The organism is Streptomyces sp. NPDC101110 (assembly GCF_044759525.1).
Taxonomy (GTDB): domain Bacteria; phylum Actinomycetota; class Actinomycetes; order Streptomycetales; family Streptomycetaceae; genus Streptomyces.
This window is the reverse complement of the sequence record NZ_JBIVZM010000001.1, coordinates 545,868-557,271: the sequence shown is the minus strand read 5'-3', so window position 1 is coordinate 557,271 and position 11,404 is coordinate 545,868. Positions and strand designations below refer to the sequence as shown.

The 11,404-nt window shown below is 69.1% G+C and carries 10 protein-coding genes; 6 read left to right on the top strand and 4 right to left on the bottom strand.

The window, feature by feature from the left end:
- The first annotated feature begins 39 nt into the window (after positions 1-39).
- The gene (locus tag ACIQU3_RS02625; protein WP_403923099.1) at positions 40-3,327 is read left to right on the top strand and encodes an RHS repeat-associated core domain-containing protein; all 3,288 of its coding nucleotides are present in this window, start codon (positions 40-42) and stop codon (positions 3,325-3,327) included.
- Positions 3,328-4,176: 849 nt separating this feature from the next.
- Here the strand turns inward: ACIQU3_RS02625 and ACIQU3_RS02620 are convergent.
- Both ACIQU3_RS02620 and ACIQU3_RS02615 read right to left on the bottom strand, forming a co-directional pair.
- Positions 4,177-4,476 (bottom strand): DUF397 domain-containing protein, encoded by a 300-nt coding sequence (locus tag ACIQU3_RS02620; protein ID WP_403923097.1) that lies wholly within the window; start codon positions 4,474-4,476, stop codon positions 4,177-4,179.
- Complete coding sequence (locus ACIQU3_RS02615) at positions 4,448-5,302, bottom strand: helix-turn-helix transcriptional regulator (RefSeq protein ID WP_403923095.1); 855 nt, start codon at positions 5,300-5,302, stop codon at positions 4,448-4,450. Before ACIQU3_RS02615 ends, ACIQU3_RS02620 begins: the two co-directional genes overlap by 29 nt.
- 157 nt (positions 5,303-5,459) lie before the next feature.
- On the opposite strand from ACIQU3_RS02615, the gene ACIQU3_RS02610 reads away from it, so the two are divergent.
- The gene (locus tag ACIQU3_RS02610) at positions 5,460-5,663 is read left to right on the top strand and encodes a hypothetical protein (RefSeq protein WP_403923093.1); all 204 of its coding nucleotides are present in this window, start codon (positions 5,460-5,462) and stop codon (positions 5,661-5,663) included.
- Positions 5,663-6,127, top strand: coding sequence for an ATP-binding protein (locus ACIQU3_RS02605; protein ID WP_403923092.1), 465 nt, complete (start codon positions 5,663-5,665; stop codon positions 6,125-6,127). Before ACIQU3_RS02610 ends, ACIQU3_RS02605 begins: the two co-directional genes overlap by 1 nt.
- Positions 6,128-6,334: 207 nt before the next feature.
- Here the strand turns inward: ACIQU3_RS02605 and ACIQU3_RS02600 are convergent, their stop codons facing one another.
- On the bottom strand, positions 6,335-8,164 hold the full coding sequence (locus tag ACIQU3_RS02600) for a phosphoenolpyruvate carboxykinase (GTP) (protein ID WP_403724994.1): 1,830 nt from the start codon (positions 8,162-8,164) through the stop codon (positions 6,335-6,337).
- A 328-nt stretch (positions 8,165-8,492) separates the two neighbouring features.
- Between ACIQU3_RS02600 and ACIQU3_RS02595 the strand changes: the two genes are divergently transcribed.
- The 3 genes from ACIQU3_RS02595 to ACIQU3_RS02585 all read left to right on the top strand — a co-directional run bounded on the left by ACIQU3_RS02595 (position 8,493) and on the right by ACIQU3_RS02585 (position 10,687).
- The gene (locus tag ACIQU3_RS02595; protein WP_403724991.1) at positions 8,493-9,206 is read left to right on the top strand and encodes a hemolysin III family protein; all 714 of its coding nucleotides are present in this window, start codon (positions 8,493-8,495) and stop codon (positions 9,204-9,206) included.
- Between the two features lie 73 nt (positions 9,207-9,279).
- Positions 9,280-9,915: a TetR/AcrR family transcriptional regulator gene (locus ACIQU3_RS02590; RefSeq protein ID WP_403923090.1), complete on the top strand. Its 636-nt coding sequence runs from the start codon at positions 9,280-9,282 to the stop codon at positions 9,913-9,915.
- A 34-nt stretch (positions 9,916-9,949) separates the two neighbouring features.
- Entirely contained in the window at positions 9,950-10,687 is a 738-nt protein-coding gene (locus ACIQU3_RS02585) for a Mut7-C RNAse domain-containing protein (protein ID WP_403923088.1), read from the top strand.
- Between the two features lie 83 nt (positions 10,688-10,770).
- Here the strand turns inward: ACIQU3_RS02585 and ACIQU3_RS02580 are convergent, their stop codons facing one another.
- Positions 10,771-11,376, bottom strand: coding sequence for a dihydrofolate reductase family protein (locus ACIQU3_RS02580; protein ID WP_403923086.1), 606 nt, complete (start codon positions 11,374-11,376; stop codon positions 10,771-10,773).
- Between the last annotated feature and the right edge of the window lie 28 nt (positions 11,377-11,404).

Genomic DNA, 11,404 nt, shown 5'->3' with positions numbered 1-11,404 from the left:
TCACCGGTTCTGACTGTCTGTCTTCCGTGGGGGAAGCTCATGCATGCACGTACAAGAGGCACGTCTCTTCGGCGTGCCCGAAGAACACACAGAACCGCTGTCCTGTCCGCGATCACGACTGCCGCTGTGGTGCTCTCGGCGGCACCGGGGCTGGCGGCGGGCCCGAAGCCGGAGTTACCGGAGCCGGAGAGTCCGTGGACCCGGCCGACGAAGGTGGAGGCTCCCGCGACTCCGGCCGGATCGATCAAGGCACCGGTATCGCAGGCGGAGGCCGAGCCGTCGGCCGAGGTCGCCGCTTGGCGGGCGGCGCAGCGGGCCCGTACTGCGGGCGGCAAGGCCGGGGCCGAGCGTGCGGGGGCCGCCGCCGAGGCTATCCCGTTCGTGCCCGAGGGGCAGGGCCAGGTGCCCTGGCACCGGATCATCGACACCCGCCTGAACGACGCACTCGTGGCGCGGGTGAACTTCTCCAACGGCAATCTGATGCTGGCGGCCACCGACTTCGACATCGCCGGCGTCGGTCGGAAGCTGCAGCTGACGCGGACGTACAACTCCCTTGAAGCGCCCTGGGGGAAGGTGTCGCAGCGTTGGTGGCAGGCCTACGAGCGCTATCTCCAGTTCGGTGACGGGGAAGTGATCGTCTACGACGCCACCGGCGACGCCCTGCGGTTCAAGCAGACATCCACCGGCGGCTACACCACGCCGACGGGCTACTCCAAGGACCTGAAGAAGAACGCGGACGGCACCTACACGCTGACCGACCGCAAGTCGGGCTCGAAGGACACCTACGACGAGCACGGCACGCTGACCAAGGTCACGGACAGGAACGACGGCACGATCACGGTCGATCAGCACGACGAGGGCGGCGAGCACAAGGGCTTCAAGCTGACGGAGACCCGCTCGGGCCGTTGGATCGACCTGGTGAAGACGAACGCCAGTCAGTGGCAGGCCAAGGATCACACGGGCCGCACGGCCGTGTTCGATCTCGACCCGGCGGGCAACCTGGCGAAGGTCACCGACACCGACGGCAAGGCCACGGCCTACGCGTACGACTCCTCGCGCCGCCTGACCAAGGTGACCACCCCCGAGGGCACCGTCACCCTGTTCACCTACGACGACCACAACCGCGTCACCTCCATGCAGCGCGCCACCGAGTCCTCCGGCGGCGGCCACACGGGTCCGACCTGGCGCTACGACTACACGGCCGCCACCCCGTCGGACGCGGGCACGACGACGGTCACCGACCCCGACGGCGACGAGACGCAGTACGCCCACAACACGGACGGCGAGGTCACCAAGGTCACCGACCCCCTGAACCACTCCCGCCACGCCAAGTACACCAACCACCTTCTCCAGAGTGCGATCGACGCGATGGGCACGGGAGCGGACGGCACGGGCGGCAACACCACCACCTACGGCTGGGACGGCCGCAACAACGCCGTCTCCCAGAAGCTCCCGCTCGGGGCGACGGCGTCCGTGACGGCGTATCAAACGGTCGCCGGGACCGATCTGCCCAACGACTTCACCACGGCGGACGGCCGCAAGGACACCTTCAAGTACGACACCAACGGCAACACCATGTCGGTGACCACCTCGGGCACCGCCGGCGGCACCCGCGAGTACACCTACAACAAGGACACCCCGACCTGCGGCGGCTTCGAGGGCCAGCGCTGCACCGCCAAAGACGGCAACGGCAAGGTCACCTCGTTCGCGTACGACGCCAAGGGCAACCTCAAGACGGTCACCCCGCCGGCGCCGCTGGGCAAGACGGACTACACCTACGACGCACTCGGCCGGGTGGAGACCGTCACCGACGGACGCGGCATCAAGACGGTCTACGTCTACGACAACCGCGACCGCGTGACGAAGGTGTCCTCCACCAACGCCACGGTCACCTACGCATACGACGGCGACGGCAACGTCAGGACCCGCACGGACGCCTCCGGCACCACGGGCTGGACCTACGACAAGCTCAACCGCGAGAGCGTCCGCACCCTGCAGAACGGCGCCCAGACGGCGCTGGCCTACACCCCGGGCGGTGAGGTCGACCACTACACCGACCCGACCGGCAAGACCGACTACACCTGGGACAAGGCCGGCCGCCTCGACTACCTGGTCGCCCCGGACGGCAAGAAGACCGACTTCGACCACAACAACAACGACAAGCGCACCAAGACCGTCTACCCCGGCGGTACGACACAGTCGGTGACGATCGACAAGAACGGCCGCCCCGAGGCCATCAAGACCACCTCGGGCTCGACCACACTCATCGACCTGACCTACAGCTACAAGAACACCGCGGGCAAGGACACGACCAAGATCCGCACCCGCACCGACAACCTCACCAAGTACAAGACCACCTACGACTACGACTCCCAGGACCGCCTGCGCTACGCCCTGGAAGCCGACTCCGCGGGTGCCCGCAAGGCGTCGTGGCTCTACTGCTGGGACAAGGCCGGCAACCTCACCAGCCAGGACGGCACCAAGAACGCCTGCCCCGGCGGCAGCACCTACACCTACGACGACGCGAGCGAACTGACCGGCAAGAACGGCTCCGCCACGGGCTGGTCCTACGACAAGCTCGGCAACGAGACGGCGGGCGCGAGCGCCACGGCTCGCACGAACGAGACGTGGACGGACCACAGCCAGCTCTCCGGGATCACGGCGGACGGCAAGAGCTACGACCTGGTCCACGCGGGCACGGACAACTCCGAGCGCACCAAGCTGGGTTCGACGTGGTTCCACCACACCGCGCTCGGTCTGGCGTCCACGACGACGAACGGCGTCGACACCGGATTCATCCGCGAACCGGCGGGCACCTTGAACTCCATGACGACTGGGGGGAAGTCCTACTACTACCTCACCGACGCCACGGGCAACGTCCTCGGCTTGGCCGACGACACGGGCAAGCGCACCCACACCTACGCCTACGGCCCCACCGGCCTGCCCCGCGGCACCACCACCGAGGCAGCCCCCCAGCCCCACCGCTACGCGGGCACGTACCTCGACCCGACCGGCCTCTACAAGATGGGCCACCGCTACTACGACCCGTCCCTCGGCCGCTTCACCCAACCGGACCCGTCGGGGCAGGAGGCGAACCCCTACCTGTACGCCGCTGGCGACTTCATCAACTTCACCGATCCGGCCGGGCTTGGATTCTTGGACGCTGTCAAGAGGGTCGGCAAGAAGTCCATGGCAACCGCCGTCGGTGGAGGCGTAACCGGCTGCATCGCGGCCTTGGCCACCGGTTGTGTCGCGGGCGCAACAGTCGGAGGTTTCGCCGGTGCTGTAGGCGGAGCTGTGCAAGGGACCTACGAGGAGCTGCAATGACGCGCAGCCGTGAGGAGTGAAGCGGTGCTGGACAGCAAGGCCCAGACCAGACTGGTAGTCGGCCTCATTCTCCTGATCCTTACAGGGCCCTTCGTACTACCTCGGGTGGACTGGGGCGCGGCAGGGATGCTCTGGCTCGTCGTATGGGGAGGAGTTGTCGGGCTGCTTGCTTACCCCGTCGCGGCGCTGTGGCATCGCCGCGCCGCCAACCGACGAGGACCGACCAGCTGACACCAGCAACTGTGAGCGGCGGCGGCAGCGTCGGGTGGTGGTCTCAGCTCCGAGCTGTCACCCGGCGATGCTCCGGCGCATTACGCGTACCGACACGCTCATAGTGATCGGTAGCGGCTAAACCTCGGCCGCTTTACCCGGCCCGACTCGTCGGGGCAGGAGACCAACCCCTACCTCTACGCCGTAGGCGGCGCTGCCGGTGAGAGTGTGACCGGTGGTTCGCTCACTGACTCCGCAAAGTCGTGTTGGTTCCCTCTGATGAACTCGGGAGCGAGCTAGTGACCATGCGTGGCCCCTGGCAGGGAAGAGGTCGAGCGCGCGGAGCCGCAGTGGCTCTTGCAGTGTGCGGTATCACTTTGGTGATCACTGTCTTGTGGGTGGAGTACCGGACGCTTCTGCTCTGGGTCCTCCTGGGTGTGGCCGTCCTGGCCGCTCAGCAGCTGTTTCAGGGTTTGCGAGAGGCTGAGCGCGCACCCAACGACGGCAGGGAATAGACCAAAAGTGATGATGAGCAACGTCTCTTCATACGGACGCACGAACAGAGCTCTGATCCAACGGTGACTAAGGGTGGCGCTCGGCTGGGGTGTCCCAGCCGAGCGTCACTGCGCCACGTGGCGGTCAGGCGACACGTACCGACTTGAGGGACGTGACGAAGGACGTCCAGGCCGGGGCCGTGATGGTGAGGACCGGGCCGTGGGGGACCTTGGAGTCACGGACGGGGACAACGGCGGTGTGGGCGTCGCAGACTTCGACGCAGTTGCCGCCGTCGCCGTTGCTGTAGGTGCTCTTGCGCCAGCGGGGGGAGCCCGGGAAGGCTTCGGCTATCTCCAGGCAGTTGCCGCCATCCCCGTTGCTGTAGCTGCTCCTGCGCCAGATGGCCGTGCTCAAGTCAGTTGCTTGGTTTGCCATTTCGGTCATCCTCAGCCGCTTGCTCGATCAGGGCGAGGGACGCCTCCGGGGGCAGTGCGGCGGCCCTGAGCCGATCGTATGCCTTGCGGTACTGCCTCACGAGGGCCGGGTCGTCGATGGTGTCTCCGCTGTACTGCGCCTCCGTGTACACCAGAGGCGGCGCGTCCGGGAAGGTCATGACCATGGCCGAGCCCAGCATCAGCGGGTGCGCCCCGCAGTTCCACGGAAGGATCTGGGGAACGATCCTGCGGCGCCGCGCCAATTCCGTGATGCGAGCCCACTGTTCGGCGTTCCGCTCCGGCGGCAGGATCGGCTGCCGCAGCAGTGACTCGGGCAGGATCACCCAGTACTCCGGCGTCTTGTGGTCGTCCTCGAACAGCCTGGCCCGCGCCAGCCTGGCTGTCACCTTCTCCTCCACATCCTCGTCCGGCGCCAGGGGATGCGCGGAGCGGGTGACCGCCCGCGCATACGCCTCCGTCTGCAACAACCCCGGCACCAGCGTCGGACACCACTCCTCGATTGTCTCGGCGTGCTGCTCCGCCTCCAGCACCCGCTCGAAGTAGCTCGCGTGGCCCCGCCGTTTCGCCCGGCGCACGTCCTCGCACCGCCGCCTGAAGAAGCCGTCCGTGCCCAGCACCCTGTCCACGTGCTCGGCGAGTTCCGCCGGCATCCGGCGCGTCCCCCGCTCGATCTCGCTGAGGTGGCTCGGGCCGTAGAAGCTGCCCTCCACCAACTGCTGGAGCGTCAGGCCCGCCTCCTCCCGCTTCCAGCGCAACTCACTGCCGTAGAAGGTCGGGACGCCCGTCGAACCGTCGATGTCCTTGCGCTGACCCATCGTTCACCGTCCTTGGTGTGCCGTTACCGCCCGCTACCAGCCCCTTCACCACGCAGCCGCGGTTCAGGAGCGGGAGAGCGATGGGCTGTCACGCTACGGCGGTCGGCGCCACAGTGTGAGGAGTTGGTCACTCAGCGCACTGGAAGGTGTGAACCCCATGCACAGCCCCGTCGAAGCCGACGCCTGCGTCGAGGAGTTGCGAGCCGCGCTCGCCGCGCACGGCATCACCCTGCCGTCCCTCGGGCTCGATCTCCCGGCCTTCGCCTCCCGCTGCCCCACGCGGCCGCTGATCGCGCTCGGCAACTGCAACCTCCTCACCGTCGAAGCGCTGACGGCCGCCCTCCGCAGGGGTGTCGCCTGATGCGGCCCGTGCTGACCCTGGAGCTGCTCGCCACCCCCGCCGAGGTGTCCGGCGTGCGGCGTGCCCTGCGCCCGCACGGGACCGACGTGCAGCTCTGCGCGAGTGAACTCGTCACGAACGTGATCCGGCATGTCGGGGAGGGCGTCCCCGTCACGGTGCGGGTGTGGCGAGACGGACAGCGCGTCAGGCTCGGGACCACCGATCCCGACCCCCGGGCCCTGCCCGTCCTGGTCGCGGCGGCCGGCGCCGACGCGGAGTCGGGCCGGGGTCTGGCGCTGCTGGACGCGCTGGCCGTGCGGTGGGGTGTGGAGCAGGAGGCCGGCCGCAAGACGGTGTGGTGCGAACTGTTCAGCGACGCCGAGACCATCGCCGTCACCGCCGCCGGCGCCCCGAAAACGCCCGAGCGCCCCGGTCGACGTAGGCAGTCGGCCGGAGCGCTCGGTCAGTCATCGGCACGTTCGTGAGCCCGCCTGGGGGCCGTGCCGAAGCGGGCGGGAGGGGGCCGGTCGCCGCTGGGTTTCCGTCGGGGCGGACGGAGGGCGCGGTGACCGGCCCCGAACCCCGCACGCCGTTGTACGGGTCCCGCCAGTCGGTTCCGCGGCCGACCGTGACGATGTTGCTGGTCAGGGCACTCTCGGTTCGAGTCGGCCGCGGAGTTTCAGGGGTGGGGCTCAGCCCAGGCGCTGCACCAGCGCGCGGTACTGGTCCCACAGCTCCTTCGGCGTGTGGTCGCCGAAGGTGTTGAGGTGCTCGGGGACCAGGGCGGCCTCCTCGCGCCAGACCTCCTTGTCGACCGTGAGCAGGAAGTCCAGGTCGGAGTCGGCCAGCTCCAGGCCGTCGGTGTCGAGGGCCTCCTTGGTCGGCAGCACGCCGATCGGGGTCTCGACGCCCTCGGCGGTGCCGTCCAGGCGCTCCACGATCCACTTCAGGACGCGGCTGTTCTCACCGAAGCCGGGCCAGACGAACTTGCCCTCGTCGTTCTTGCGGAACCAGTTGACGTAGTAGATCTTCGGCAGCTTGGACTGGTCCTTGTCCTTGGCCACGTCGACCCAGTGGGCCATGTAGTCGCCCATGTTGTAGCCGCAGAACGGCAGCATCGCGAACGGGTCGCGGCGCAGTTCGCCGACCTTGCCCTCGGCGGCGGCGGTCTTCTCGGAGGCCACGTTGGCGCCGAGGAAGACACCGTGGTTCCAGTCGAAGGACTCCGTCACCAGCGGTACGGCGGTGGCACGGCGGCCGCCGAAGAGGATCGCCGAGATCGGCACGCCCTTGGGGTCCTCCCACTCCGGCGCGATGATCGGGCACTGCGAGGCCGGCACGGTGAACCGGGCGTTGGGGTGCGCGGCCGGGACGCCGGACTCGGGGGTCCAGTCGTTGCCCTTCCAGTCCGTCAGGTGGGCCGGGGTCTCCTCCGTCATGCCCTCCCACCAGATGTCGTTGTCGTCGGTGAGGGCGACGTTGGTGAAGACCGAGTTGCCCCAGAGCGTCTTCATCGCGTTGGCGTTGGTGTGCTCGCCGGTGCCGGGGGCGACGCCGAAGAAGCCGGCCTCGGGGTTGATGGCGTAGAGGCGGCCGTCCTCGCCGAAGCGCATCCAGGCGATGTCGTCGCCGATGGTCTCGACGGTCCAGCCGGGGACGGTCGGCTCCAGCATGGCGAGGTTGGTCTTGCCGCAGGCGCTCGGGAAGGCCGCGGCGACGTACTTGGCCTCGCCGCGCGGCGGGGTCAGCTTGAGGACGAGCATGTGCTCGGCCAGCCAGCCCTCGTCACGGGCCATGACGGAGGCGATGCGCAGGGCGTAGCACTTCTTGCCGAGCAGGGCGTTGCCGCCGTAGCCCGAGCCGTAGGACCAGATCTCGCGGTCCTCGGGGAAGTGCGAGATGTACTTGGTCTGGTTGCAGGGCCAGGGCACGTCCGCCTGGCCGGGCTCCAGCGGGGCGCCCAGGGTGTGCACGGCCTTGACGAAGAAGCCGTCGGAGCCGAGCTCGTCCAGGACGGCCTGGCCCATGCGGGTCATGGTGCGCATCGAGACGGCGACGTAGGCCGAGTCGGTGATCTCGACGCCGAGTGCGGACAGCGGCGAGCCGAGCGGGCCCATGCAGAAGGGCACGACGTACATGGTGCGGCCGCGCATCGAGCCGCGGAACAGACCGCCCTCACCCCCGGAGCCCTGGAAGATCTCCCGCATCTCGGAGGGGGCCTTCCAGTGGTTGGTCGGGCCCGCGTCCGCCTCCTTCTCGGAGCAGATGAACGTCCGGTCCTCGACGCGCGCGACGTCGGTGGGGTCGGAGGCGGCGTAGTAGGAGTGGGGGCGCTTGATCGGGTCGAGTTTGCGGAAGGTGCCCTTCTCTACGAGCTCCTCGCACAGCCGCTCGTACTCGGCCTCGGATCCGTCACACCAGACCACGTTGTCCGGCTGCGTCAGCTCGGCGATCTCGTTGACCCACGAGATCAGCCCCTGATGGGTGGTGGGGACGGTGGGAGCCGCGATGTCGCGCGCCACGATTGCTCCTAAATGAGGGATTTTTTGTGATGTGGAGGCCCCGTGGGGGCTGCGACCCGGATGCTTCTGGGTGGATCTTGGCGCTCATCCGGTGCCGACCGCACTCATTTGATCATCCGACGTATGCGCCCATCTGTCCAGAGGAGCGCACAGGTGAGCAACGTGAGGCTCGCCACGGTTTCCCGCGGCGGCTTTGCGTGCACGTTGCGTTCACCTGGGAGTCCGTTTGCGTGACCGTCGCAGGACCGCAGTGAGAGCATGGCCACTCTTCGCCCGCCAAGCAGCGGCACTGATACGTGACTTACGGTTCCGTAGCTACCATTCGCCCATGACTGCGTTCGTCCCCGACGCGCCCACGGACTCGGCGGCCGACGGCCACGGTCCGAAGGCGCTCTCCCTGCCGCACCCGGTGAAGCCGATGCTGCGCGGCTGGCTGCACCTCGGCATGTTCCCCGCCGTGCTGATCGCCGGCCTGGTGCTGACCGCCCTCGCCGACTCCTCCAGAGGACGCATCGCCTGCGGCATCTTCGCTCTGACCGCATGCCTGCTGTTCGGCGTGAGCGCGCTGTACCACCGGGGCAATTGGAGCCCGCGCATGGACGGCGTCCTGCGTCGGCTGGACCATGCCAACATCTTCCTGATCATCGCGGGCACGTACACCCCGCTGACCATGCTGCTCCTGCCGGGCGCCAAGGGTCAGTGGCTGCTGTGGGGCATCTGGGCCGCGGCCGTGGCCGGCATCCTCTTCCGCGTCTTCTGGGTCGGCGCCCCGCGCTGGCTGTACACGCCCTGCTACATCGCGATGGGCTGGGCGGCCGTCTTCTACCTGCCCGACTTCATGCGGACCGGCGGCATCGCCGTCCTCGTCCTGGTCATCGTCGGCGGTGTGCTCTACAGCGCGGGCGGCGTGGTCTACGGGATCAAGCGGCCGAACCCGTCCCCGCGCTGGTTCGGCTTCCACGAGGTGTTCCACTCCCTCACCCTGGCGGCCTTCATCGCGCACTACGTAGGGATCTCGCTGGTGGCGTACCAGCACGGGTAGAGCCCCCTCCCCCGTCGGGCCACGGCTGCCGGCCGTGGCCCTTCGCATGCCCGGCCCCTTGCGATGGCCGACAATGGCCTGCATGACGGCTCCGAGCACCACCCACGCCGACCCGCCCCGGCCGGGACTCCGGGAGCGGAAGAAGATCAAGACCCGCGGGGCGATCCGCGCCGCCGCCTACGCGCTCATCGAGGAGCAGGGTTACGACGCCACGACGATCGAGCAGATCGCCGACCGCGCCGAGGTGTCGCCGTCGACCGTCTCCCGCTACTTCCCGGCCAAGGAGGACATCGTCGTCACCGACGAGTGGGACCCGGCGCTCGCGGCGGAGCTGCGGTCCCGGCCGGCGGACGAGCCGTGGGCCGACAGCCTCCGGCACGTGCTGCGCACGGCCCTCGGCCCGGGCCTCGCCGAAGAGCCCGAGGTGACCCGGCTGCGGGCACGGCTCGGGGTCGAGGTGCCCGCTGTCCGGGCCCGCATGTTGCAGAGCACCGCGGCCACCGGCCGGCTGCTCCGCCAGGCCCTGGCGGAGCGCTCCGGGCTCGACCCCGAGGGTCTGGAGCTGCGGGTCTTCGCCATGGCCGTGATGAGCGGGCTGACGGAGGTCTCCCACTACTGGGCCGAGACCGGGCACCGCCACGACATCCGGGATCTCGTCGACCGCGCCCTGGTCGTCCTGGAACACGGCCTGCCGACCGGAAAACCCTGAGGCCGGCGCCGTTTCGCCATGGCATCCTGACCGGGTGAACGGTCCCGAGATCCAGGTCGAGTTCCCCCCTGAGCTGCACGTCTTCGTGCCGCGGGCCCGGCAGGCGGACGCCGTGCGGGCCGCCACCGACGGCGTCTCCAGCCTGGGGCACGTCGTCGAGTCCCTCGGAGTGCCGCTGACCGAGGTCGGCGCGCTGCTCGTGGACGGCCGTGAGGTGCCCTTCGCGCACGTCCCGGCGGCCGGAGAGACGGTGACGGTCCGGGCCGTCGCCCGCCCCCAGCAGGTCCTGGGCGCTCCCCTGCGCTTCCTCCTGGACGTGCACCTCGGCACGCTGGCCCGGCGGCTGCGCCTGCTCGGCGTGGACACCGCGTACGAGTCGACCGACATCGGCGACCCGGCGCTGGCGGCGCGTTCGGCGGCCGAGCGGCGGGTGATGCTGAGCCGCGACCGGGGGCTGCTGCGGCGCCGGGAGCTGTGGGCGGGGGCGTTCGTCTACAGCACGCGGCCCGAGGAGCAGCTGCGGGACGTGCTGGACCGGTTCCGGCCCGAGTTGCGGCCCTGGTCGCGGTGCACGGCCTGTAACGGGGTGCTGTGTGAGGCGACGAAGGACGAGGTCGCCGACCAGCTGAAACACGGTACGCATGCGACGTACGACGTGTTCGCGCGATGCACTGCGTGTGGCCGGGCCTACTGGCGGGGTGCGCATCACGAGCAGTTGGAGGCCATCGTGGAGCGGGCGGTCGCTTTCGCCCGGAGCACTGTCGAGGGCTGAGCGCCGTTGAGGGCCGAGCGCCGTTGACCGCGGCCGGCCGCCGCTCCCCGTCGGACCGGCGGCTGTCCGGGCCGGGGGCGACGTCACGCAGGGGCGCCGAGCGGGGGGTGCTCGAGCACGCGGGGCCTGTACTCGACCAGCTGGATGCGGCCGTCGAAGGTGCGGTGCGTGATCATCTCGAGGGCGACGTCCGGATAGCCGTCGTAGATGCGTTCCGCGCCCGTCGCCCCGGTGATCACCGGGAACATCACCACCCGGAAGCGGTCGACGAGTCCGGCTCGCAGCAGGGACCGGCACAGACTGAGGCTGCCGATCGTGCTGAGGAGCCCTGAGCCGCTCGACTTCATCGCGCGGACCGCCTCGACGGCGTCGTCGCGGACGAGCGTGGAGTTGGCCCAGGTCAGTGGCTCCTCCAGGGAGGAGAAGAACACCACCTTGGGCGCTTGCGTGAGCTCGTCGACGGATGCCTCCTCCTCGGGCCTGAACTCGTCTTGCCCCTTCGGGACCTCGCCCGCGGCGAAGCCCGACATCAGGCGGTACGTGTTCGTCCCCATCAGGTAGGTGACCTCGGGCTGCTCACCGAGCCATGCGAGGTACTCCGGGCCCTCCAGGCCCCAGAACCCGGGCCACCCCTCTCCCGACGCGTAGCCGTCGAGGGACGTGATGAAGTCGACGAGAAGCTCCGACATGGCGGTGTCCTTTCCTGGAGTGTCACGA

Coding starts and splice junctions, on each gene's coding strand:
- ACIQU3_RS02580 (WP_403923086.1), bottom strand. CDS start 11,376: ATGTCGGAGCTTCTCGTCGACTTCATCACGTCCCTCGACGGCTACGCG.
- ACIQU3_RS02620 (WP_403923097.1), bottom strand. CDS start 4,476: ATGACCGAAATGGCAAACCAAGCAACTGACTTGAGCACGGCCATCTGG.
- ACIQU3_RS02595 (WP_403724991.1), top strand. CDS start 8,493: ATGACTGCGTTCGTCCCCGACGCGCCCACGGACTCGGCGGCCGACGGC.
- ACIQU3_RS02590 (WP_403923090.1), top strand. CDS start 9,280: ATGGCCTGCATGACGGCTCCGAGCACCACCCACGCCGACCCGCCCCGG.
- ACIQU3_RS02625 (WP_403923099.1), top strand. CDS start 40: ATGCATGCACGTACAAGAGGCACGTCTCTTCGGCGTGCCCGAAGAACA.
- ACIQU3_RS02615 (WP_403923095.1), bottom strand. CDS start 5,302: ATGGGTCAGCGCAAGGACATCGACGGTTCGACGGGCGTCCCGACCTTC.
- ACIQU3_RS02610 (WP_403923093.1), top strand. CDS start 5,460: ATGCACAGCCCCGTCGAAGCCGACGCCTGCGTCGAGGAGTTGCGAGCC.
- ACIQU3_RS02605 (WP_403923092.1), top strand. CDS start 5,663: ATGCGGCCCGTGCTGACCCTGGAGCTGCTCGCCACCCCCGCCGAGGTG.